The sequence below is a fragment of the Dapis hubbardiae BLCC-M172 genome, from assembly GCF_050016015.1.
Taxonomy (GTDB): Bacteria; Cyanobacteriota; Cyanobacteriia; order Cyanobacteriales; family Microcoleaceae; genus Trichodesmium.
On record NZ_JBNHEQ010000298.1, the window covers coordinates 1 to 23,481 of the forward strand.

18 protein-coding genes and 4 pseudogenes are annotated in these 23,481 nt (G+C 35.8%); 13 read left to right on the forward strand and 9 right to left on the reverse strand.

The genetic code is table 11. The features are described from left to right. The first annotated feature begins 63 nt into the window (after positions 1–63). The 3 genes from ACP6PK_RS27825 to uppS all read left to right on the forward strand — a co-directional run bounded on the left by ACP6PK_RS27825 (position 64) and on the right by uppS (position 2,969). On the forward strand, positions 64–1,179 hold the full coding sequence (locus ACP6PK_RS27825) for a group II intron reverse transcriptase (RefSeq protein WP_426564562.1): 1,116 nt from the start codon (positions 64–66) through the stop codon (positions 1,177–1,179). Between the two features lie 129 nt (positions 1,180–1,308). Next, the gene (cdaA, locus tag ACP6PK_RS27830; RefSeq protein ID WP_094673210.1) at positions 1,309–2,226 is read left to right on the forward strand and encodes a diadenylate cyclase CdaA; all 918 of its coding nucleotides are present in this window, start codon (positions 1,309–1,311) and stop codon (positions 2,224–2,226) included. Continuing rightward, positions 2,223–2,969, forward strand: coding sequence for a polyprenyl diphosphate synthase (gene uppS, locus ACP6PK_RS27835; RefSeq protein WP_426564564.1), 747 nt, complete (start codon positions 2,223–2,225; stop codon positions 2,967–2,969). Before cdaA ends, uppS begins: the two co-directional genes overlap by 4 nt. A 15-nt stretch (positions 2,970–2,984) precedes the next feature. Here the strand turns inward: uppS and ACP6PK_RS27840 are convergent, their stop codons facing one another. The 3 genes from ACP6PK_RS27840 to ACP6PK_RS27850 all read right to left on the reverse strand — a co-directional run bounded on the left by ACP6PK_RS27840 (position 2,985) and on the right by ACP6PK_RS27850 (position 4,771). Then, positions 2,985–3,257, reverse strand: a complete 273-nt coding sequence (locus ACP6PK_RS27840) for a DUF3143 domain-containing protein (RefSeq protein WP_094673211.1) — start codon at positions 3,255–3,257, stop codon at positions 2,985–2,987. A 528-nt stretch (positions 3,258–3,785) separates the two neighbouring features. Then, positions 3,786–4,253, reverse strand: coding sequence for a J domain-containing protein (locus ACP6PK_RS27845; protein WP_426564566.1), 468 nt, complete (start codon positions 4,251–4,253; stop codon positions 3,786–3,788). A 290-nt stretch (positions 4,254–4,543) separates the two neighbouring features. After that, positions 4,544–4,771 carry a type II toxin-antitoxin system CcdA family antitoxin gene (locus ACP6PK_RS27850; protein WP_094675454.1) on the reverse strand — a complete coding sequence of 76 codons (228 nt, stop codon included), beginning with the start codon at positions 4,769–4,771 and terminating at the stop codon, positions 4,544–4,546. 523 nt (positions 4,772–5,294) lie between these two features. Between ACP6PK_RS27850 and lepA the strand changes: the two genes are divergently transcribed. The 7 genes and pseudogenes from lepA to ACP6PK_RS27885 all read left to right on the forward strand — a co-directional run bounded on the left by lepA (position 5,295) and on the right by ACP6PK_RS27885 (position 13,295). Next, positions 5,295–7,100, forward strand: coding sequence for a translation elongation factor 4 (lepA, locus tag ACP6PK_RS27855; RefSeq protein WP_426564568.1), 1,806 nt, complete (start codon positions 5,295–5,297; stop codon positions 7,098–7,100). 583 nt (positions 7,101–7,683) lie between these two features. Next, positions 7,684–8,202, forward strand: a pseudogene (locus tag ACP6PK_RS27860) (GDP-mannose 4,6-dehydratase); the annotation flags it as partial. Then, positions 8,203–9,474 (forward strand): annotated as a pseudogene (locus ACP6PK_RS27865) (GDP-mannose 4,6-dehydratase); the annotation flags it as partial. A 3-nt stretch (positions 9,475–9,477) separates the two neighbouring features. After that, positions 9,478–9,909 (forward strand): annotated as a pseudogene (locus ACP6PK_RS27870) (GDP-mannose 4,6-dehydratase); the annotation flags it as partial. 333 nt (positions 9,910–10,242) lie between these two features. Continuing rightward, the gene (locus ACP6PK_RS27875) at positions 10,243–10,611 is read left to right on the forward strand and encodes a transposase (protein WP_426564570.1); all 369 of its coding nucleotides are present in this window, start codon (positions 10,243–10,245) and stop codon (positions 10,609–10,611) included. Then, positions 10,608–11,480 (forward strand): RNA-guided endonuclease InsQ/TnpB family protein, encoded by an 873-nt coding sequence (locus ACP6PK_RS27880; protein ID WP_426564572.1) that lies wholly within the window; start codon positions 10,608–10,610, stop codon positions 11,478–11,480. Before ACP6PK_RS27875 ends, ACP6PK_RS27880 begins: the two co-directional genes overlap by 4 nt. 447 nt (positions 11,481–11,927) lie before the next feature. Next, a complete protein-coding gene (locus ACP6PK_RS27885; protein ID WP_426564574.1) occupies positions 11,928–13,295 on the forward strand; it encodes a UDP-glucose dehydrogenase family protein in 1,368 nt (455 codons plus the stop codon). Positions 13,296–13,806: 511 nt separating this feature from the next. Here the strand turns inward: ACP6PK_RS27885 and ACP6PK_RS27890 are convergent. Next, positions 13,807–13,974 (reverse strand): hypothetical protein, encoded by a 168-nt coding sequence (locus tag ACP6PK_RS27890; RefSeq protein WP_426564576.1) that lies wholly within the window; start codon positions 13,972–13,974, stop codon positions 13,807–13,809. Between the two features lie 737 nt (positions 13,975–14,711). Here ACP6PK_RS27890 and ACP6PK_RS27895 point away from each other — a divergent pair. After that, positions 14,712–16,184, forward strand: a complete 1,473-nt coding sequence (locus ACP6PK_RS27895; RefSeq protein WP_426564578.1) for an aldehyde dehydrogenase family protein — start codon at positions 14,712–14,714, stop codon at positions 16,182–16,184. Between the two features lie 468 nt (positions 16,185–16,652). Here ACP6PK_RS27895 and ACP6PK_RS27900 read toward each other — a convergent pair whose 3' ends face one another. Further along, positions 16,653–17,069 (reverse strand): 3-hydroxyacyl-CoA dehydrogenase family protein, encoded by a 417-nt coding sequence (locus ACP6PK_RS27900; RefSeq protein WP_426564642.1) that lies wholly within the window; start codon positions 17,067–17,069, stop codon positions 16,653–16,655. Beyond that, positions 17,043–17,729: pseudogene (locus ACP6PK_RS27905) on the reverse strand (3-hydroxyacyl-CoA dehydrogenase family protein); the annotation flags it as partial. The pseudogene ACP6PK_RS27905 and the gene ACP6PK_RS27900, both read right to left, overlap by 27 nt. Positions 17,730–17,863: 134 nt before the next feature. Between ACP6PK_RS27905 and ACP6PK_RS27910 the strand changes: the two are divergent. Then, on the forward strand, positions 17,864–18,163 hold the full coding sequence (locus tag ACP6PK_RS27910) for an EF-hand domain-containing protein (RefSeq protein WP_426564580.1): 300 nt from the start codon (positions 17,864–17,866) through the stop codon (positions 18,161–18,163). A 302-nt stretch (positions 18,164–18,465) separates the two neighbouring features. Here ACP6PK_RS27910 and ACP6PK_RS27915 read toward each other — a convergent pair whose 3' ends face one another. The 3 genes from ACP6PK_RS27915 to ACP6PK_RS27925 are packed head-to-tail and all read right to left on the reverse strand — an operon-like array spanning position 18,466 to position 21,635. Beyond that, on the reverse strand, positions 18,466–19,725 hold the full coding sequence (locus ACP6PK_RS27915) for a tetratricopeptide repeat protein (protein WP_426564582.1): 1,260 nt from the start codon (positions 19,723–19,725) through the stop codon (positions 18,466–18,468). A 5-nt stretch (positions 19,726–19,730) separates the two neighbouring features. Then, positions 19,731–20,597 carry a 3'-5' exonuclease gene (locus ACP6PK_RS27920; RefSeq protein WP_426564584.1) on the reverse strand — a complete coding sequence of 289 codons (867 nt, stop codon included), beginning with the start codon at positions 20,595–20,597 and terminating at the stop codon, positions 19,731–19,733. Between the two features lie 6 nt (positions 20,598–20,603). Beyond that, positions 20,604–21,635, reverse strand: coding sequence for a nuclease-related domain-containing protein (locus tag ACP6PK_RS27925; protein WP_426564586.1), 1,032 nt, complete (start codon positions 21,633–21,635; stop codon positions 20,604–20,606). Between the two features lie 490 nt (positions 21,636–22,125). Here ACP6PK_RS27925 and ACP6PK_RS27930 point away from each other — a divergent pair, with 490 nt between their 5' ends. After that, positions 22,126–22,692, forward strand: a complete 567-nt coding sequence (locus ACP6PK_RS27930) for a Uma2 family endonuclease (protein ID WP_426564588.1) — start codon at positions 22,126–22,128, stop codon at positions 22,690–22,692. Positions 22,693–23,481 lie beyond the last annotated feature (789 nt).

Here is a 23,481-nt window from a genome sequence, read left to right on the forward strand (position 1 = left end):
GCCAAACACCATACAGACGATTAATCAAACAATGGTTAAGAGCCTGAGTTTTTGATAACAAACATGGAAGGTACACCACAGTCCGGGGTAATTAGTCCCTTACTAGCAAACATCGCCCTACACGGTATGGAAAAAAGGATAAAAGAGTTTGCCAAAACCACTTATATGAAATGGAATGGTAAGCAATTAAGTCCAAGTAGCAAAGCCCAAAGGATCACTCTAGTACGCTACGCCGATGACTTTGTAATCCTACATGAAGATATCAAAGTAGTGTTACAATCAAAAGCCGTAATACAGGAATGGTTAAACCAGATAGGATTAGAACTAAAACCAGAAAAGACCAAAATTGCCCAAACCTTGGAAGAATATGAAGGTAATAAACCCGGATTTGATTTCTTAGGATTCACAATCAGGCAATGGAAGGTTAAGTCAACTAAACAAGGATTTAAGACGCTGATTAAACCATCCTCCAAGAGTATCAAAACTCATTATCGGAAACTGGCGGATAATATATCCGATAAACGTAAAACCATTCCGACCAAAGCTTTGATAGTTCAACTAAATCCGGTAATCATAGGATGGTGTAACTACTTCTCAACCGTAGTCAGTAAGAAGACATTTGCAAAAATGGATATGCTTCTATGGAAAAGATTATGGCGATGGGCAAGTAGAAGGCATCCAAATAAGTCGGCTAAATGGGTGAAGAAAAAGTATTTTCCTCATTGTAAAGAAACCAGAAATTGGTTGCTTAATGACGGCGAATATATACTAAACCTACACTCAGATGTTCCTATTGTAAGACACATTAAAGTAAAAGGTAATAAATCCCCTTATGACGGCGATTGGACTTATTGGAGTAATAGAATCGGTAAATATCCAGGTGTAAGGAAAGAAGTCACAACGCTGTTAAGACGGCAAAAGAATAAATGCGCATTTTGTGGACTAACCTTTAGCCCGACTGACCTTATGGAAATTGACCATATAAAACCAAGGTCTAAAGGTGGTGACAACACATATAAAAATAAACAATTGTTACACCGACATTGCCACGACAGTAAAACGGCTTTAGATAAAAAGACATATCCAAAATTTAGGCCACAGGACTTACCTGAAAATTATGTATGGATTGACGATATGTTAATTTTAAAGCATGATGTGCCTATGAAAAAGGACGGCTAAGAGAGGAGCCGGATGAGGTGAAAGTCTCAAGTCCGGTTCTAAAGACGAGTCGGGTAGGGTAACTTACCTGACTTAGTTTAACAAGAAAGCTAAATTAAAAGTTGACACTAGATTAATAATTAAAGTTCAATGAAATCGGGTCTTGGTAATGACCCAGGCTTGATGAAGTCCTTATTACTACATAGTATTGATATTGGACTGGTTCTAGCCCTGATATATATGGTGCTAGTCATCATAGGGGAACGTCGTACATTATGGATGGTAAGGGGCTTTATAGTCTTAATGTTGGCTTCTGCTTTAAGTCATTGGGCAGGATTAAGACTATTAAGTTTTGCCCTCAACAGCCTAGTGATTGGTTCTGCCGTCTCAATGGCAGTAATATTACAATCAGAATTCCGTAGATTTCTCGAACAGTTGGGACAGGGGGAAATTCTACAAATGTTTGGACACGATCGCCGAGTTCTACCTGAATCAGATAACATTATTGATGTAATAGTAGAAGCAATCAAACAATTGTCCCAAAATCGTATAGGTGCCTTGTTAATTATAGAAACAGATGGACCTATTGATGAAAGAGATTTTTCTGTACCTGGTGTAAAGTTAAATGCTGAACTTTCTAAGGAGCTATTACAAACTATTTTTCAGCCAAAAACTTTATTACATGATGGAGCAGTTCTAATTAGAGAACGCAAGATTATGTCGGCTGGTGTGATTCTACCACTCTCTGAAAGAATAGCTTCCAGACAACTAGGGACTCGTCATAGAGCGGCTATGGGAATTACAGAACAAGTAGAAAAATGCCTTTGTATAGTGGTATCTGAAGAAACTGGTTCTATTTCTCTAGCAGAAAAAGGAACTTTGAATCGGCCTTTAACAGGTAATAAACTAAAGGAGTTATTAGAAGAACGTCTATTTCTATCCGGTAGTGAAAAAAATACAAATTCAATCCCTATACTTAGTCTGGGACGTCAAATAGGATCAAAAGGATCGAGATTAATTTCATGGGTACTTCGTCAAAGTCCATCAGCTCCTCGAAAGAAAAGATGAATCAAGGAACTTGTTTACAAGATTTACCTGTTGACTTGAAACCGGAAAGGTTGCCTAACCATGTAGCTGTGATTATGGATGGCAATGGTCGTTGGGCAAAAGATCGTGGTTTACCTCGCATTATGGGTCATAGGCGTGGAGTAGAGGCGCTGAAGGATCTACTACGATGCTGTAGAGATTGGGGTATAGAAGCCTTAACTGCCTATGCTTTTTCTAGTGAAAATTGGGGCAGACCTCTAGAGGAAGTTAATTTTTTAATGACTTTGTTTGAAAGAGTTCTGCGTCAAGAGCTACAAGAGATGATGGCAGAAGATGTTCAAATTAGATTTGTTGGTAATTTAAGTTCTTTGCCTCTGTCTTTACAAGCTGAGATTAAAAACTCAATGGAAACGACGAGGCCAAATCAGGGAATTAAGTTTACTGTAGCTACTAATTATGGGGGACGTCAAGAAATTATACAAGCTTGTCAAGCGATCGCCATTCAAGTAGAAAAAGGTCTGCTCAAACCTGAAGAAATTAATGAAGAAATTTTTGAGCAATATCTTTATACTACTGGCATTTCTCATCCAGATTTATTAATTCGTACCAGTGGGGAAATGCGAATTAGTAATTTTTTACTTTGGCAAATTGCTTATTCAGAAATTTATGTAACTGAGACATTTTGGCCTGACTTTAATCGTCCTGAATTTCATCGTGCTTTATCCGCTTATCAGCAACGTGAACGTAGATTTGGCAAAATCTGATTGATTGAAGTGAAACTAAGGTCCGGAAAAGATTGCTGCTTCAAGATCCTGCCGAGCCAAGGAATATTTAAAAGAGCGTTGAATATCAGTACCATCAATACCTGCATCTACATAACGTACAGTAAGTTGATCTATTTCAAGTAATAACTCTGCTTTCCAAGCTGGTCTTTCAACCCACCAACAGTGCAATTTTTCCGAATTTTGTTGGCAGCCATTTTCTTGAAGCCATTGCTCAATTTTCGGTAGAGGATGATTATATAAGGGAGTATCTGGGTTAGGAAGATCCATTTCTTTTATTTCTACAAAACAACAAAAAATATCTAGATTTTTCGCCGTTGCTGAAATGTAATGGTGAGTAGCTGAAGGTAACATCGGAAAACTTATGTTTTTCGTTGATACTTAATATAAAAATCATTACCACTCAGCAACGCCGATTTTTCTGATACTCTCTTAATTATATAGCGGTTTTGGCATGGATGAACCACAAAATTAATATCAAGTCTGGTACATCGGTATTGTTATAGTGGAGGTCAAGTCATAAGTCAGAAGTTCTAATAAAGCAGGAAAAACTTTAAACCTAGGAGGGTAGATATTTCTTGAGTTTTTACACAAACGATACTAACTAAATTAATATAAAACAGTAGCAATACTAGGTATCTTCCATGAAATCTCCTTACTATCTTTTACGAATTATGAAAACTTCTATAATTTTTAATTTAATTGGGATATTTTGATTAATTTCAGGTCGAACTAGTCTAAATTTGATGGAATTAGAAAATTATCATAAGGATGCTAGATCAAGCCTAGATATATAACTTAAATTCCTGGTGGTTCGATAGGTTGGATAGTTAACTCAGGACGCATGAGACCTATAATAATAGCTATTACCAAACAACCAAGGAGAGCAAGACCCATAATCAATAGGGCAAATAATTCACCCGCAGATAATGGTCTATCTGTAGGGTCTAAGTAACTAGATAAATTTCTCCATTGTGAACGGGATACATGAGTGCTGAAGTTAACTCTTTCCTCAAAATCATTTATATATAAATGCCTAATCTTTTTATCATACTCTAATCTTCTTTCGGAGTCTACTAAAGTAGCATAAGCTTCATTAATTTGCTGGAATTTAGCAGTGGCGAGTGCTGGTGGCATATCTGTAGTATCTGGATGATAATGCTTACTTAATTCCCGATATGCTCTTCTAATTTCTTGATTAGATGCTTTTGGTTGGAGTCCCAGTAAAGAATAATAAGTTACGCCCAAAGGAGTATATTTTGACATTCTTCAAATTATTATAACTTTATCTCACTAAATTAATTTTTACCAATAGTTATCTTTTTATTTACTAATTTCTCTTGACACTATAGCAACTATAATTGTTTAGGATTGCACAATGACGCAAGATTATTTTTTATCAATAATTAACTATATGAAAGATTGAGTGAATTAATCCTAATCTTTAGATAATTTACCATTTTCTAAATCAGTCTCATCCCACTCAAATTTTAAAATAATCTAATTAATATTAATCACAATTATTACAGACTAGAAAACTTAGAAAAGCTTAAACTTTAATCATTCCATTCCCCTCTTGGAGGAATCGGGGGATTTCTCTGAAGGGTTAGAGCTAACTCATCTTCTGGCAGTCCTCCTCTCAACCACTGACGAAGGGCACTTTCAATTACTTTGCTAGGGTCATTTGTTAAATGCTTAACTTGATCTAATAACCTAGGGTCTATACTTATAGATAATTCGACTTTCTCCAGAGACTTTTGCCGATCAACTTTAGGCTCATTCATAATAAGACAATCCTAAATTTAGAAGACTTCTATAATATACTAATATCTACTAACTAATTTAACTTAAGGAATATGATGAATTTGTATTTTTATGATTTACGTTTAAAGATATTTTCGTAAAAATACCACATAAAGATTGATTTGTCAAACCAGAAAATAATCTTATACATATTTACGAGTAATATATTTGATTTTTAACAGTGACTCGAACAGAAATGAAGGAAGGCCAGAAATTTAACAAGCCATCAGCTATTAGCTAAAATCGCTGGGTTTAAGTCTTCCATGGTTAGAGCGAAAAATTAGTGGTGTAGGTTAGATATGGGTTAGCATCCGCCATTATTCTACCTTGAGAGCTGTTTTGCTAGACAAAATGTTTGCGGAGCATGACCCATCCCCAGGGGATAGGAAGAGGTTAACCGCTAACTACTGAGTGCGACTTCAATAATTAAAATATGTTAAGAAAATAGATATATTTTACCGAGACCATAAGAAAAACACGGAAGCTCAAATTATTAACAAAAGTATGACAAAAGTTCCTGTATCTCACATTCGTAACTTTTCAATCATTGCTCATATCGATCATGGAAAATCAACCCTAGCCGATCGCCTCCTACAAGCAACTGGCACAGTGGCAGATCGTGAAATGAAAGAGCAATTCCTAGACACAATGGACTTAGAAAGGGAGCGTGGCATCACAATTAAACTACAAGCTGCCCGCATGGATTATAGCGCTAAAGATGGTAAAGAGTATGTATTAAATCTAATCGACACGCCTGGTCATGTAGATTTTTCTTATGAGGTATCCCGTTCCTTAGCAGCCTGTGAAGGTGCTTTATTAGTAGTAGATGCTTCCCAAGGAGTAGAAGCTCAGACCTTAGCTAATGTATATCTAGCTTTGGAACATGACCTAGAAATTATTCCAGTTTTAAATAAAATTGACCTTCCTGGAGCAGAACCAGATAGAGTTAAACAAGAAATAGAAGATATAATTGGCCTAGATTGTTCGGGGGCAATTTTAGCATCTGCCAAAGAAGGAATAGGAGTTCCTGAAATTCTAGAATCCATAGTTCAATTAGTACCACCACCACAAGATACTATTGATGAAAAATTACGGGCCTTAATATTTGATAGTTATTATGACCCATATCGAGGGGTCATCGTATATTTCCGAGTCATGGATGGGACTATTGCTAAAGGCGATCGAGTCCGACTTATGGCATCAGGAAAAGAATATGACATAGATGACTTAGGAGTTCTCTCCCCTACCCAAAAACCAGTAAAAGAACTCCATGCAGGAGAAGTAGGTTATTTCTCAGCAGCTATCAAAGCAGTAGAAGATGCCAGAGTAGGAGATACAATTACTCTGGCCAAAAAACAAGCAAAAGCTCCTCTACCTGGTTACACAGAAGCTAAACCTATGGTATTTTGTGGATTATTTCCCACCGATGCTGACCAGTTCCCAGATTTGCGAGAGGCATTAGACAAACTCAAACTTAATGATGCAGCTTTGTCTTATGAACCAGAAACATCAAGCGCTATGGGTTTTGGATTTCGGTGTGGCTTTTTAGGACTGCTCCACATGGAAATTGTCCAGGAAAGATTAGAGCGAGAATATAACTTAGATTTGATTGTCACATCTCCATCAGTAGTTTATCAAGTAACTACTAATCAAGGAGAAGTAATCCTAGTTGATAACCCAAACTTATTGCCAGAGCCTAATTATCGAGAAAAAATCGAAGAGCCTTATGTCCAAGTAGAAATGATTACCCCAGAAGAATATGTAGGGACATTAATGGAGTTGGGTCAATCACGACGGGGTGTATTTAAGGACATGAAGTATCTTGCTCAGGGTAGAACTACTTTAATATATGAAATACCTTTAGCAGAGGTAGTGACAGATTTTTTCGACCAAATGAAATCTCGGTCTCGTGGTTATGCTAGTATGGAGTATCATCTTATAGGCTACCGTGAGAATCCTTTGGTGAAGTTGGATATTATGATTAATGCTGAACCAGTGGATGCTTTAGCAGTAATCGTACATAAGGATAAGGCTTATGGGGTAGGTCGTGCTTTGGCAGAAAAGCTGAAAGAATTAATTCCCCGTCATCAATTTAAAGTACCAATTCAAGCATCCATCGGCGCTAAAGTTATTGCTAGTGAGCATATTCCTGCTTTACGGAAAGACGTTTTAGCTAAATGTTATGGTGGGGATATTAGCCGTAAGAAAAAATTACTACAAAAACAGGCCAAAGGTAAAAAACGAATGAAGTCATTAGGTACAGTTGATGTACCACAAGAAGCTTTTATGGCAGTTTTGCGATTAGATTAATAATCAAAGGGAATTGCTGAAGTATGGGTATGATTTGAGTTTTTAAGGTAGGGACGTTGCATGCAACGTCCCTACGGAGTGTTTCGTTCTTAATAGATATCTCCAACAATGAAAAATAAAATCAATTCTGATCTAGAAATTGTCAATTATTTCTCACTGTTACCTGTTATATGTTCCCTGTTCCCTCTTTTCTAGAGATGTCTAATAGGAACAGAAGTAGTGAAAGGGGGTAAATATTTATAATTATTATCTAGATTGTGCAACACCAGTGAAAGAAAGTAGTTTTTTAAAGATTTGATAAGCTAGCTTTACAGAGTATTTCAGAGCAAGACTTTGTTCCCTTTTCCCTCTTTTCTGGAGATGTCTAATAGGAACAGAAGTAGTGAAAGAGGGTAAATATTTATAATTATTATCTAGATTGTGCAACACCAGTGAAAGAAAGTAGTTTTTTTTAAGATTTGATAAGCTAACGGTACAAAGTATTTCAGAGCAAGACTTTGTTAGTGTATGATTGAATTTAATGTGGTTATTCAATTATCCATTGAAAACCACAACAAATTATAATCCTAGTTCTTTGGCAATAATGAGAATATTAGTAACAGGTGGCGCGGGTTTTCTTGGTTCTCATCTCATCGATAGATTAATGGAACAAGGCCATGAAGTCCTCTGTCTCGATAATTTTTACACAGGAACTAAACGCAATATTTATAAGTGGTTGAATCATCCCTATTTTGAATTAGTTCGCCACGATATTACTGAACCAATTAGATTAGAAGCAGATCAAATTTATCATCTAGCTTGTCCTGCTAGTCCTATACATTATCAGTACAACCCTGTCAAGACAATTAAAACAAATGTGATGGGGACATTGAATATGTTGGGGTTAGCCAAAAGAGTAAAAGCAAGATTCTTTTTGGCTTCCACATCTGAGGTATATGGAGACCCGGATGTACATCCTCAAACAGAAGAGTATAGAGGTAATGTTAATTGTATTGGTATTCGATCGTGTTATGACGAGGGCAAGCGAGTAGCGGAAACTTTGGCATTTGATTACCATCGTCAAAATAATGTTGATATTCGAGTAGTTAGAATTTTTAACAGTTTGACTGGAGACCAAAAGGTACTTTATTACATTGGTGAAGAGCTTCATTATGAAACTTTTGCTGAATGTTATGACAGAATTAATGGGGATATATCAAATGTATCAGTGCCTTGTTTTGATGAAAATTCTCAAACAGTAATTAAACCAATTTCTGCAATTTGGAAACATCACGTCAAGAAGAAAGGTTTTAAGATAAAAACTGTTTGGGGTAAGGAGATAAAAATTACAGAAGATCATAGTTTATTTACTAGGGATGAAAATAATAAACCTCAAGCAGCTTTTGGAAATGAATTAAAGGTGGGAGATGAAATAGGAGTTCCCAGTTATATCAGCTTTTTGGAACAGCCTTTACAACCATTCCAGATTACAGATAAGATATTAAACAAAGAAGAAATATCTGTAGAAAGTGAAGAAACAATTTCCTATCTAGAAAAATATGGAGATAAAATTCGGGAGTATTTATTGGCAAAAGGTTTAAATCCTAGTCAACTTTATTCCACACTGAAAAACTACGAAGCTAAAAATCAAATTCCTTGGCATCTATGGGAATATTTAGAACTTCCTCTATCGGAAAAAGAAAAAGTTTGCTACTCATCTACAAAAGCAGTTAAAAATTGTATCGGCAATATAGAAGAATTTTTATGGTTATTAGGGTTTTATGTAGCTAAAGGAAGTTTTGTACAAGATAAACTGTTGCTCAAAGGAGAAGCTGAGAAACTAGCAAAAGTAATAGAAGTAATAGAAAGAATATTTGACTGTAAGTCGGAAATTAATGAAGCAGGATATATAAGTATTGAGTCAAAAATCCTGGTTGATTTAATTAGAGATGGGTTGAATTTTGGGAAGACAGAAAAAGATATTCCTAATTGGATTTTACAACTTCCTCAAAAACAGTTAATTAGCTTTTTACAGGGATTTGCTGAAGGTAAAAATCTAGAAAATCAAAGAAATTCAATCTTTGAATTTAATAGTGATAGTCAGTTAGTTGCTGAAAAGTTAGTATTGATTCTCGCTAAGTTTGGATTAGTAGCAGATGTTTCAGAAACAGAAGAACAAGAAGAACAAATTTACCGGATAATAGTAGAGGGATTAGAAGATAACAATATCCAGAATTTGTCTAACATTCAGCAGAAAATATCAGCCCAAACTACAGGTGATATTATCTGGGCAAAAATAGAAAGTATGGAAGAATTTGAAATAGATGATTATGTCTACGATTTCTCCGTGCCAAATTATGAGAACTTTATAGGGGGAAGTTACAGTATTTTTGCTCATAATACTTATGGACCAAGAATGTTAGAAAATGATGGTCGAGTTGTTAGTAACTTTATCGCACAAGCCTTAAAAGGAATACCATTAACAGTCTATGGCGATGGTTCCCAAACCAGGAGTTTCTGTTATGTTTCAGACTTGGTAGAAGGGTTTATCCGGTTAATGAATCAAGATTTTATCGGACCAGTTAATATAGGGAACCCTGGAGAGTATACAATACTAGAATTAGCTCAGAAAATTCAAGAAATGGTTAATCCAGATGCAGAGATAACATATAAACCTCTGCCACAAGATGACCCAAAACAACGACAACCAGATATTACTCGTGCGAAAAAATATTTGGGTTGGGAGCCTACTGTTCCTCTCGAAGAAGGGTTAAAATTGACTATAGAGGATTTTCAAGAGCGGCTCAAAAATGAACCGCCAAAAAGCTAAAAGGGGTCATTTCAGTTAGCCTCCTGCGGAGGAACTACGTTAACAGTTAGCCTCCTGCGGAATGCTGCGCAAACAGAGGTGCTGCCTCTTCCAGAGGAGCAGCGCTAACGCTGACGTTAACAGTTATCAGTACCTCCGACTCAAGTCGGAGGCTTGAAATACTGAATTGAATATTTTTTTATCCCCTTCAAAAGACCTCATTTTTTGGTAAATACAGAAAGCGAAAAATTGTCTAAAGTTCCTCAAACTTACTTATAACTAGAGCTATTAAACTAAAATGGGTAAGTTTGTTCAGTTGTCTTTATTTGAGTCGCTATCAGCTACAATTAATGTATGAAGCTAGTTGAACGTCATGTCATCACGAAAAACCATCCTTTTTGGTCTGAAATTGACCACAAGGCTTTTTTGTCTAAAAATCTGTTTAATTTAGCTAACTATTATTATCGTCAATATTTCTTTACTAATAAAAAGAAATTAAATTTTACTGAACTGTATCACCAGGTATCTAAAAGTTCTGATTATCAAGCTTTACCTACCAAGGTAAGTAAGCAAATTATTAGCAGATTAGATCGATGTTGGACTGGTTATTTTTCTGCTTTAAAAGAATGGAAAAAACAGCCTAGTAAATTTTTAGGAAAACCGAAAATTCCTAAATATAAACATAAGACATGCATGCCGAAATATTCTGCCATATCCAGATGAATCAATTTACGCGCAAAGCCTTAAAAAAAGGAATTTGTCATCTGTCGATGAGTGAAATAAAAATTCTCACTTCACAGACAGAAATAATAGAGGCCAGAATCGTCCCCAAAAGTAGCTGTTACATAATAGAAATAGTCTATGAAAAATCGGAGGAAACCACAAAAAATCAACAAGTAGCAGGAGTAGATGTAGGCGTAAATAATTTAATGGCTGTAACGACAAATCAAACAGGAACTGCACCTCTTTTGATTAAAGGCAAACCATTAAAAGCGATTAATACATTTTATAATAAACAGCGCTCTTGTTTACAATCTCAATTAAAAACCAACCACAATCAAAGTAATTATCGTAGATTAAAAAAATTAACTCACAAACGAAATTGTCGAGTAGAAAATTATCTCCATACAGCCAGTAAAAGAGTAATAGATTGGTGCATTAAGCATGAAATAGGAATCTTAATTATCGGGCATAACCAGACCTGGAAACAAGAAATAAAATCAGGAAAAAAGAACAATCAACAATTTGTGAACATCCCTCATTGTAGGTTGATAGAGATGTTAACATATAAAGCCCAACTAAGAGGAATAAAAGTAATAATTACAGAAGAATCTTATACGTCTCAATCGAGCTGTTTAGATGGGGATAATTTACCGAAATATGGAGATAAAAAAACGAAATTTAGTGGAAAAAGAGTAACAAGAGGGTTGTATAAAACCAGGGAAAATAAATCATTAAATGCAGATGTAAATGGGTCATTGAATATAATTAAAAAAGTAATTCCTGATGTCTTTGACCAAGGAATAAAGGGTTTGCCGTTTAACCCTGTAGCGATCGATCCACTACGAACAACTAAGTTTTCAGATTTTTGAGTAAGTTTGAGTTTAGTTGAGCGGTGCAATGAATAATGGATAATGAAAACTAGATCTAATTATCAATTAGAGATTATCAATTATCCATTGGTGAAGAGGATTGAATCAAGTACGGAAATCTAATGAATTGATAATGGATAATGAATAATGGATAATTATTTATTAATTGATAATGATTGGAGAGTACAAAGTTATTCTAAGAAAATGATTGCTTTTAAGACTGAAAGTCCTACTGGAAAATGCTTACAGCACCTAAATTTCTGAATAGTAAAGTTTCTAACCTTTAGATAACTGAAAGTCTTAGCTAGCAATAGTTATTCCTATAACTTTACACTGTCTAGATAATGAATTAATTATCAATTATCCATTGATAAGGAGAGGCTTTAAACCTCTAGGGATTAATTATTAATTATCCATTTTTGTGTTAAAAATTTTGAGGATATAAATATGCGTGTTTGCGTTATTGGTACTGGTTACGTTGGCTTAGTTACAGGAGTTTGTCTTTCTCATACAGGACATCATGTTATTTGCATAGATAATAACGAAGAAAAAGTCAAGTTGTTAAAATCAGGACAGTCTCCAATTTACGAACCGGGTTTGTCTGAACTAATGCAAAGTAGCACTAAAGACGGGTTGCTAGAGTTTACATCTGACTTAAAAGCAGGAGTCAATCATGGTGATATTTTATTTATCGCTGTTGGTACTCCTCCACTACCTACAGGGGAAAGTGATACTCGCTATGTGGAAGCGGTGGCAAAGGGTATAGGCGCTCATTTGACTACAGGTTACAAAGTGATTGTTAATAAATCAACTGTACCTATTGGATCTGGTGACTGGGTACGGAGGATCGTTTTAGATGGGGTTGAGGAACGTAAAAAAGAAGAAGGGGGAACTGGTACAGATATTGAAGCAGAATTTGATGTAGTTAGTAACCCAGAGTTTTTGCGTGAAGGTTCTGCCATCTTTGATACTTTTAACCCAGACAGAATTGTGTTGGGAAGTAATAGTCAAAAGGCGTTAGATATGATGCAGGAGCTTTATGCACCTTTAGTCGAACGCAAGTATGGTGACGACCAGTCTCTACCACCAGTGCCAGTGGTAATTACAGATTTGAACTCGGCAGAGATGATTAAATATGCTGCTAATTCTTTCTTAGCAACTAAGATTAGTTTTGTGAATGAGGTTGCTAATATTTGCGATCGCGTGGGTGCAGATGTAGTTCAGGTTGCTAAGGGTATTGGGTTAGACTCTCGCATTGGTAATAAGTTTTTACAAGCTGGTATTGGTTGGGGTGGCTCCTGTTTCCCGAAAGATGTTTCTGCTTTAGTTCATACTGCTGATGACTATGGTTGTCAAGCAAACTTATTAAAAGCAGCAGTTGAGGTGAATAAGCATCAACGGATGATAGCGGTGGACAAGTTGCAGCAGTCTTTGAAAATTCTTAAGGGTAAAACTATTGGGTTATTAGGTTTGACGTTTAAGCCTGATACTGATGATATGCGGGATGCACCTTCTCTAGATTTGATTCAAGAGTTGAACAGGTTGGGTGCTAAGGTGAAAGCTTATGACCCAATCATTTCTCAGTCTGGTATGCGTCATGGTTTAACAGGTGTAGTAGTTGAGACTGACCCAGAAAGACTTGCTGATGGTTGTGATGCTTTGGTGTTGGTGACAGACTGGAAACAGTTTGAGAAATTAGACTATGGCAAGATGGCAAAGTCGATGGAGCATAATTTGTTTGTTGATGGTCGTAATTTCTGCGATCGCAAAGAGTTAGAAGCTGCTGGTTTTCAGTATGTAGGGATAGGTCATTAAAAATCTTTTAGCAGTTAGCTTTTAATTTGAAAAATCATGTAGGGACGTTCTATGGAGCGTCCCTACTGTTTGATATAAAATCCGGTTATATCATGTCCGGATAAGAGCGTGATAGAACTCCGTTCCGCTTACGCGACCAAAAAAACTTTCTCATGCATATACTTTTTTGATCCCCTCTTCCCTCTTCCCTCCTGTAGGGGCGTTAACGATAGTTATGCGAAGCTAACGGCCGTTTCGCTGCGCGACATGAAACGCCCCTACGACTCCTGACTCCTCCCTTTTTATTTATAACTATTTAACCGGACATGATATTATATAGTAATCGTAAAATTACTTCCTCTTAATACAGGTTTTCTATTGAATACTAAATTGAAAAATTCATACTATTCAAATTGTTTCTTTCTCCTGAATTATGAATTCTGACTCCTGACTCCTGACTCCTAAGCAATACGATAACTAATTACCCGGATCATATATGACACCATATAGAAATTTGATAAATCTTTTCTATTCAGAAGTTAAAACAATTCCGATAACGAGCCTTATTTGCTAATACCTTATCCATTGCTTCATTAATTTGAGAAATAGGCATAGTTTCAATCATTGGCTTAATCTGATGAATGGCTGCAAACTCCAACATTTCTGTCATAAAACGCCGTCCACCAACTACACTACCCACAACAGCTTTTTGATCGAAAACTCAAGGTAATAAAGGTATATTTAACATCATGTCCCTTTATATCGTTTGTGTAAACCCAAGCGTAAATATTTACAGGAAATTTAAGTTTTTTTCTTGCTTGATATTAAGCCTTGCTACCTGTTCCCTGTTCCCAGTTAAGTGTTCCCTACCTTTGCTATACAATACTGATGCTAGCGGACATGATATAACATCGAAACAGGAAGTCCAACTAAACAGAAAACGCCGTTCTTTGCTAATAAACTAAAAGCTTTATCCCAATCAACTTCTGATGAAACAGCACTAATAAGTAAATCTACACTGCTACTAGCTGCTGCGATCTCTTCTTGACCAAAAAATCAGGTCTCAAGCCTCCCTTTTTAAGGGGATGAAAAAAAATTAACTTCAGTATTTCAAGCCTCTGGGTTTAGCCAGAGGTACTGTTAACTGATAACTGATAACTGATAACTGAAATGACTGTTCCAATTACAAAAATGGTGCGCTCCAAATTATTTTGCTTCTGCTTCTTTACCGGTAGAATTGCTCTAGCCCTAAGATAAATATTTAATGTACTAAAGCCTTACTACGGTGTTTAATTATAACTATTCAACTCGAAATTATATCAGTATAAACCCACATTTCTATATATTTTTTTTGTTAAAAATTTCTAAAGTTTTTTAGACATAAAGACTACGAAGAGATAAAAAGGTTATATTCACGACAAAGTAATAGAAAAATTTATGGTAACTACTACAATACCAGAACAAAAGGTTAAAATTGGCCAAACCAAACTATTAATTAATAACGAGTGGGTAGAAAGTGCCTCTGGGAAACGGTTTGAAACTATTAACCCTGCAACAGGAGAAGTTATTTGTGACGTTGCAGAAGCAGATGCACCTGATGTAGACAAAGCTGTAATAGCAGCCCGCAAAGCATTTACCAGTGGTGACTGGCAAAAAATGTCTGCTACCAAACGAGGTGAACTTATATATAAGTTAGCAGACTTGATGGAAGAAAATATAGAAGAGTTGGCAAGGTTAGAAACCCTGGATAATGGTAAACCACTCAAAGACTCTCTCAGTGCAGATTTACCTTTGGCGATCGCCTGTTATCGCTATTATGCAGGATGGGCGGACAAAGTTCAAGGCAAAACTATTCCCCTCAATGGCCCCTATTTCTGCTACACTCGCCACGAACCAGTAGGAGTTGTCGGTCAAATTATTCCTTGGAACTTCCCTTTATTAATGCAAGCTTGGAAACTTGCCCCAGCATTGGCAATGGGTAATACATTAGTAATGAAAACTGCCGAACAAACACCATTGTCAGCTTTTCGGGTGGGAGAGTTGGCGGTGGAAGCTGGTTTTCCTCCTGGTGTAATCAATATGTTATCTGGTTACGGCCCAACTGCTGGTGCTGCCATTTCTCACCATAACGATATTGATAAAATTGCTTTCACTGGTTCGACAGAAGTCGGTCATTTAATCATGGAAGCTGCTGCCAAGAGTAACTTAAAGCGGGTGACTTTAGAACTCGGTGGCAAGAGTCCGAATATAGTGTTTGCCGATGCGGATATGGATGCGGCTATTGAAGGCTCCCATTTTGCTTTATTCTTCAATCAAGGTCAGTGTTGCTGTGCGGGTTCTCGTCTGTTTGTAGAAGAGAAATGTTATGATGATTTTGTTGCCAAGAGTGTAGAACGGGCAAAACGCCGGATGGTAGGCGACCCATTTGCTGAACGTGTGGAACAAGGGCCTCAAGTTGATGAAGAACAGTTTAATAAAGTGATGAGTTATATTGAGTCTGGTCAGCAGGATGGTGCCCAGATGTTATGCGGTGGTTCAAGAGTTGGCGATCGCGGTTATTTTATTGCACCAACTGTATTTGCTGACGTGCAAGATGATATGAAAATTGCTCAAGAAGAAATTTTTGGTCCGGTGATGAGCATTATTAAGTTTAAGGATATTGATGACCTGGTAGAACGAGCAAATAATACGATTTATGGTTTGGCTGCTGGTGTATGGACACAAGATGTGAGTAAGGCTCATACTGTAGCTCATAGACTGCGAGCAGGTACTGTTTGGGTAAATTGTTATGATGTGTTTGATGCTGCTGCACCGTTTGGTGGTTTTAAACAGTCTGGTATTGGTAGGGAGAAAGGTGAGTATGCTTTACAGCAGTATACAGAGATTAAGACTGTAACTATGAAGATGTAGTTGGTGATTCATTACTTACTAGACTACTCCGAAAAAAAGTAGGGACGTTCCATGGAACGTCCCTACAAGAATATTTCAGGACTTACGCAAAATACTAAATAATGCAGCACCCGTAGGGGCAAATGGCATACGCCCATACTAAATACAGCGGTACTGCGTAAGTCCTGTATTTGGCGTTCTATCCTAACAGAACAAACACTGGCTTCATAACTGAAGTCAGAAGGCTGAAGGTTGAAGGCTGAAGTTAAATTTTTGCTGTGACTATATTTGAGAATGTTCGCGCCAGTAATGGCGACTGCTATATTTGCTTAATGATCGATTAAAATAGAAAAATACTTGATTTTTTTTACCTATTCCCTATTCCCTACAACATATTTTCCAAATCCTGTCCAGAAAATTGTTCGCAAAAATTACATTTGAGACTTAAAAATTAAAGTTCTAAATGTTAGGTTAATTTAACCTAGATACTTATGACCATTGAGCAATCTTAATTAAAGCATCAGAAAGTCGTTTTTTTAAAGCCTCTGATGATTCTGGAGTCCAGTCATAGAAACCTTTTTCCGTTTTCAGGCCAAGCTCACCTGTATCGACTTTCTCTTGGAGTAATGATGGTGTTTCAATGGAATTTTCAATGTAAGGAATGAGGTATGGCCAAATTGCCAAGATTAAATCCCAACCTGCGATTTCAAATATCTCAAAGACACCAGCATTTGCTAAACGTCGTCCAAAACCGTTCTTGACCACAATATCTACATCTTGTGGACTAGCAATACCTTGTTTCACAATTGACAATGCTTCCCGAATTAGGGCGCCTTGAAGACGGTTGCCAATGAATCCTGGAGCTTCTTTCTGGATGAGAGCTGGACGTTTCCCAATTTTTGTCAAAAGATCGATGATTGTTGTAATGGTGTTATCGGAGGTTTCTGAATTTCTGACAACTTCGACAAGTGGGAGCAAATATGGGGGGTTGAAGTAGTGGGTAACAAGAACCCGATCCGGTCTTTGGGTTGCAGATGCAAGCTGACTTGGCATTAATGTGGAAGTATTACTGGCGAAGATCGTATGTTCTGGACAAAATTTGTCTAGTTCCTGAAAAACGGTCTGTTTAATTTCTAGATTCTCGAATACGCTTTCAATTACCAGATCGACATCTGTAACAATATCTTTGAGTTGTGTTCCGGGATGGATTTGTTTTAAACCTAACTCCATCCGATCTTGAGTCATTAGTCCAGCTTTTATGAGCATCTGGAGGTTTACCTTGATATTGCTCATTGCCTGTTCGAGAGTCTTTTCCGTGAGGTCATTTCATTAATTGATAATTGATAATTGATAATTACCTCTGGTTAAAACCGTTCTTGATTGAAGATTGGGAAATATCATTTCTTTTTTTCCCCTATCCAAGGGGAGGCTTTAAACCACAATTATTTAATTAATAAATAATTAATTATTCGGTAAATATACTTCATATCCTGCACAAGCAAATTCTTGAGCAATACCATGACCCATTAAACCAGCTCCAACAATTGCAACTTTTTGGATATTCATTTGGTTTTCAATACTAGGAGAATTATTATCATCAAGTTTATACCATTTTTATATTAAAAAATTATCAACTGCTGCTTCATAAAACTGATATAAAACGTCACATAGCGTGATATTTTACGGTTCTGGACCCTTGGTTGACCGAAACTCAAAAAAGTTCGTTTTTAGATGTAATTGAAAAGGGGCTTTGTCAGGCTTTTTCTCAGGCACTTTTTAAGGATTATATACTGCAAGTTTTTGAAGAGATTGATGTCAATAAAGATGGTATTTTAGAAATGTCTGAAATTGAATCTAAGTTTAAGAAGCTTGGTTATACTGAGCAAGAGATTGAAAGTTTCTGGAAAGTCAGCGATGTTAACCAGGATGGTAGTTTATCTAAGGCTGAGTTTTTTGAGAATTTTACACAATTTTTGTTGTCATCTCAGATGAATAGTTAATTCGTTTGATTTCTGGAATTTTCTTAGTTCCAGAAATACTAATTTTATTTCGTCATTATAAACAAATTTTTGTTTTTCTTCTTGAAATCAGTTTTAGGATTAATAAATCTCATTTCTTCCTCCTTATTATTCAGAGAATTGTTAGCAAAAATTATAGCCTTTTTCAGATAGGTAAACCCAGTCCAGACGACAACCTTTGCAGAGAGGTTCTATGGCAAGTCTGTACTGTGGTTTACTCACATAAAAACTGCTATAAATATGGTTATTATTAGAGGTTATTTAGGCTGAGTAATATTAGATATTTATGAACTAGAGAAATTAACAGCTTTAAATGATTGTTTTTGATGTTTTCTATCCCAAGTTTTTTCTAAATTAAAATATACTCTTAACTTTTCTTTTCTCAAATAAGGTGGTAAATCTCTCTGTAAAAAGAAAACGCGTTTACCATCATCGGTAATTACAAAACCATGAGATTTATCTTGGGGTAAATAATTAATAATTCCGCTTTCTTGAGGCAGATTGTAATAAGCCTGCTTTTTCCAGTCTTTTTGACATAATTTAACTAGGTAATTAATATTTCTACTTTCACATTCAATCGTCTTTTGAGATTTTTCTAACTCTTGGTGTATTTTAAAGTCTACCTTTTGTAAATCTTCTTTAATTTTCCATCCTTCCTGTTCGCGAATAGCTTTAGATAGTTCAATATTTCTGACAGCCATTTCTATATTTCCTGTATCTAAACTTAGTTGAGCAATATTCATGTAGAGAGTAACTTTTGCTTTATATTCTCCTGATCCTAAAGCAGCACGACAACTACAACTAATTGCTTGCTCTAGTTGATTTAAACTGGAATAAAAATTTGCTAAATCTTGGAATATATACCATTCTACTATTTTGGTTGAAATTATCTTTTCTAATTCATTAATAGCTTGTTTGACTTTTCCTTGATATCCTAAAGCTAAAGCAGCCCAACGATAAAAATGAATTTCTTTTGGATATAACTTGATAGCTTCTAATGCCCAAGAACGAGCTTCTTTCCATAATTCTAATTGAACTAAACTTTTAACTTTAGCAAAAAACCATTGTTCTTGTTTAGATTTTCCCTTGCCATTCATTGTGGTGTTATCCATCATTTGCGGCTCTAATTTATCACACCATTCTGATACTATCTGCCATTCTTCTTTTTGTTTTGCTAATTTAACAACAGCCATAACTGTTAATTCTTTTGGCAATTTCTCTGGTTGAAGACTTAAAATATTGATGGCTGATTTTATCAAATCATATAAATTTTCTTCTGCTGCAAATTTTTTAATATCTCTGTCATAACAAGCCCAAATTAATTCACTTTTAATATAATTGTTATCCGGGAATTGTTCCTTAGCTTTTTTTCCTTGTCTGATGGCAGCACCAGGATGTCCTGCTTTCCTTAAACAAGATAAATAACGACTTGCAGCATAGCTATTATTTTCTTCTTCCCAAAATTGACGAAAAATTTTGCCTGCTGCGGGAAAGTTTTCCTGTTTTAAAAATTGTTGAGCTTGTTCAATTAGATTATTAGACATTGTGTTTAACCCTCATCAATAATATCAAAATAATTACCATTAATTAACTCTGGAGCAATTTTGGCATTTTTATTAGAAAATAAATGCAAATATTCTTGAGCGCGAGTCATCCCAACATATATTTTTCTCCTTGCTAATATTTCAGCATCAGTTTTAGTTTTTCCTATAGAGTCATCAAATTGTTCTAACCAAATTAATAAGACTGCTTTAAATTCTAATCCTAAAGACGATTCGCAAGTGATTATTCTTACTCCTTTTAAATTCAGATTATACTTTGCTTTACTTTTCTTATCTTTACTCACCCAATAAGTGGGTATATCAGATTGATTCATCATGGAAATGATTGATTTCAACCTAGTATTATGGCGGTAAATAATCGCTATTTCATTAAAATTTAATCCTGATTTATGCAATATTTGAATAGTTTTAACTATACTTTTGTCTTGGTTTTCTGAATTGCTAGCTAAATGTAATTGAGGAATTTCTCCTTGCCTTACTGCTGAGGTAGGTTGTATTAGGGGAAAATTTATATCTTGCTGTTCTAATGATGAATTAACCCTATCATTTATTGGTTTTAAAACTTCTGAAGCTGCTGATAAGATTTGTTGTGTATTCCGATAGTTTTTATCTAAATCAAAAATTTTACTAATTGTCCGACGACCTACTGCTTTAATTCCTACACTTTTCCATATAAATTTACTACGTTGATAAAGACTTTGATTACCATCAGCAACAATCATTAAATCGCCATTTTCACTATCTTTTAAAGCACTAACACAACACTTAAACCAACTAGGCACAAAAGTATGAGCTTCATCAATTAAAATAGCATCATATTTTTGCTCAATTGAATAGTTCGATAATTGTTTCAAAGTTTCCTAGGCGATTTTTTTATCATAGTTTTCACCTGGTTTATTTTCTGAATAACCAGTGATTGAAATAGCCCAATTATGAAAATTAGTAACCTCTATATTTTGATATTGGGGATTTTGTGAATCTTGATGTAAAACGGAGCGTAAATAAGCTGCAAGACTGACATTGAAACAAACAACTAAAATTTTTAGTTTAGGATTATTATTTATTAAATACTTAGCCCTAGAAATTAATAGTAATGTTTTTCCCGATCCGGCAACACCAAAGAAACGTCTATGACCATTTCCAATGCTTTTAGCTAATCCTTCTTGTCTAAAATCGAGTATTTTTAAGATAGTATCACTAGGTAAAAATTGAATATTATCAGGCACGCTATCAGGAGTTGCTTTTTCCTCTCTAATCACAATTTCCGGATATATCGAACCTTTGATAGTCGTAATTTGATCGAGTGTTAATTTCGGAAAATTAAATTGGATTTCAAACATTTCTTGAAAACGTTGAATAATTCTCTCATTTGGTACTTGTCCTTCTTCCCAGTTTAATAATTCATCTTTATAAATTACTTTTTTTATTGGTAATATCTGTTGGTCAAGTTTAGATTCAGATGCTTGTTTATAAGTAATATTAGACATCACCGCCCCAACACCCACAGGAAAGCATAATTTTCCTTGATAATTCCCCGATCTATGAGTCAAAATCGGGTGTGCTTTTAGTTGATCGAGTATCTTAAAAAGATAATCTCTTCCTTGACTTAGAGGTGATTTTTGTTTTTGATTTGTTTCTCTATTATTTTGCCTCCATTTAATCTCAAAATAGTCTGAGTTAGCTTTCAAAATAGAATTAAAATACCATCCTTTCACTTCAATAATTAAGATGCCAAAGTCGGGAGATAAAATGATAAAATCAGGATAACGCCCATTAATCTTAGGTTCATACCAAACCGAGAAATCATCAGGTAGCCTAGATAAAATATTATACAAACGTTTTTCACCAGCACTAGCTTCAGATGCAATGCTGTCAGGAATAATTTGTGCCATAATTAATTTGGATTGACCAATTAACTGGAAACTTATTTGAACTAATTGATATCCACTATAACACTACAATGTCAATTATTTTTGATTGGTGAATCTAGATTTTTTCCTAACCTAGTCAGGCAGAAACTTTTAATCGCTTAAATTTTTAAATTTAAGTAATTCTTCTGTAATAACAGTAGTTAGATTTAGTCAATAAAGGGGTATAATATGCGGGGTTTTATTCAACCTGATACTTAAATATATAAAGTCAAAATAGACAATAAAAAAAACGAGTTTTACATAAAAATACTGATTTTTTTGATTAAATTGATATCAATTTACCTAGTTTTCACTGATGTATACAAAAAAATTTTTTGAGAGTTTACAGTCAATACCTTCCTCAACTAAGAAGCGGGCAAATTCAGGATAGTCACTTGCTGCCTAACTTCAATATGTAGAATCTTTTGCTAAAATAGAAATCAACCTATCATCATATAATTGCTGATCAAGTATGTCGGATGTCACTATCAAAGACTTAGAAATAATACAAACCCTATTCAATGAAGCAGGTTTAGATTATCAATTAGAATTAGAAGGTGGAAAAATATCAATTATGAGGCCGTCAGATATTGTTTCGAGCGAAATAACCATACGTTTAAGTGCTTCTCTTTATGCTTGGATAAACCCCCGTCGTCTGGGACGGGTATTCGACTCTGCTGGTGGTTTTATTTTACCTGATAGCAACCTCAAAGCACCAGATGTTTCTTTTGTCAAAGCCGATCGCTTGCCACGAAGCATCCGCTATTTTGCAGAAATGGTACCCGATCTAGCAGTGGAAATCAAGTCTCAAAGCGATAGAGTTCCCCCTCTGAAGAAGAAACTCCTAAAATATATTGAATTGGGGGTGGAAGTTGCAATATTAATCGATCCCGATGAAGAAACAGTAATAATTTATCGCCCCACAGGAGAACCCATTGAACTTACAGGGGATGACATATTGAGCATTCCTGAACTGTTCCCTGGTTGGGAAATATCCATTTCTGAACTTTGGCCGCCAGTCTTTGATGAGGAAGAATAGATTTCAGTTAGCCTCTTGCAGAGGAACTTCGTTAACAGTTATCAGTTATCAGTAAAAACAGACAATATCGCTCCTTTTTACTAGATAGAATCTATGTTTGACAAAAGGAGCGATCGCTAGTTTTTAGTATAGCCTGGGTCATTGCGACTGGAACGGAGTGGAAGGAAGCAATCTCCGCGCACCCCTGAGATTGCTGCGCTGACGCTTGCTATCGCAAAGCTGCGCTTTTTCCTGACGGAATGCTCCGCAAACATGTCGCGGAGCGAAACGCAATGACGAATATTCAATCGGATTCTATATTATCTCATAGAATATATGTTTAACAAAAGGAGCGATCGCTAGTTTTTAGTATAGCCTGGGTCATTGCGACTGGAACGGAGTGGAAGGAAGCAATCTCCGCGCACCCCTGAGATTGCTGCGCTGACGCTTGCTATCGCAAAGCTGCGCTTTTTCCTGACGGAATGCTCCGCAAACATGTCGCGGAGCGAAACGCAATGACGACTATTCAATCGGATTCTATATTATCCCATAGAATCTCTGTTTAACAAAAAGAGCGATCGCTAGTTTCTAGACAAAGATAGAAATTATCAAAAACTTACTAGACTGACACAACTAATGGGTGTGCACCTACGCGGGTTTATGTAAATCTTAGAGTAAGCATTAAAATTCTAGATAAAACCCGCCCCTACTATTGCACTATTTTAGCTGTGTAGTTCCACTACAGTGCTTTTTAATCAACTACATCGCTATAAAAAAACCTTGCAGGGACGTTCCATGCAACGTCCCTAC

What these genes read in the sequence shown, in the direction of transcription:
- ACP6PK_RS27825 (WP_426564562.1), top strand. Translation starts at nt 64, where the DNA reads ATGGAAGGTACACCACAGTCCGGGGTAATTAGTCCCTTACTAGCAAAC.
- cdaA (WP_094673210.1), top strand. Translation starts at nt 1,309, where the DNA reads ATGAAATCGGGTCTTGGTAATGACCCAGGCTTGATGAAGTCCTTATTA.
- uppS (WP_426564564.1), top strand. Translation starts at nt 2,223, where the DNA reads ATGAATCAAGGAACTTGTTTACAAGATTTACCTGTTGACTTGAAACCG.
- ACP6PK_RS27840 (WP_094673211.1), bottom strand. Translation starts at nt 3,257, where the DNA reads ATGGATCTTCCTAACCCAGATACTCCCTTATATAATCATCCTCTACCG.
- ACP6PK_RS27845 (WP_426564566.1), bottom strand. Translation starts at nt 4,253, where the DNA reads ATGTCAAAATATACTCCTTTGGGCGTAACTTATTATTCTTTACTGGGA.
- ACP6PK_RS27850 (WP_094675454.1), bottom strand. Translation starts at nt 4,771, where the DNA reads ATGAATGAGCCTAAAGTTGATCGGCAAAAGTCTCTGGAGAAAGTCGAA.
- lepA (WP_426564568.1), top strand. Translation starts at nt 5,295, where the DNA reads ATGACAAAAGTTCCTGTATCTCACATTCGTAACTTTTCAATCATTGCT.
- ACP6PK_RS27875 (WP_426564570.1), top strand. Translation starts at nt 10,243, where the DNA reads ATGAAGCTAGTTGAACGTCATGTCATCACGAAAAACCATCCTTTTTGG.
- ACP6PK_RS27880 (WP_426564572.1), top strand. Translation starts at nt 10,608, where the DNA reads ATGAATCAATTTACGCGCAAAGCCTTAAAAAAAGGAATTTGTCATCTG.
- ACP6PK_RS27885 (WP_426564574.1), top strand. Translation starts at nt 11,928, where the DNA reads ATGCGTGTTTGCGTTATTGGTACTGGTTACGTTGGCTTAGTTACAGGA.
- ACP6PK_RS27895 (WP_426564578.1), top strand. Translation starts at nt 14,712, where the DNA reads ATGGTAACTACTACAATACCAGAACAAAAGGTTAAAATTGGCCAAACC.
- ACP6PK_RS27915 (WP_426564582.1), bottom strand. Translation starts at nt 19,725, where the DNA reads ATGTCTAATAATCTAATTGAACAAGCTCAACAATTTTTAAAACAGGAA.
- ACP6PK_RS27925 (WP_426564586.1), bottom strand. Translation starts at nt 21,635, where the DNA reads ATGGCACAAATTATTCCTGACAGCATTGCATCTGAAGCTAGTGCTGGT.
- ACP6PK_RS27930 (WP_426564588.1), top strand. Translation starts at nt 22,126, where the DNA reads ATGTCGGATGTCACTATCAAAGACTTAGAAATAATACAAACCCTATTC.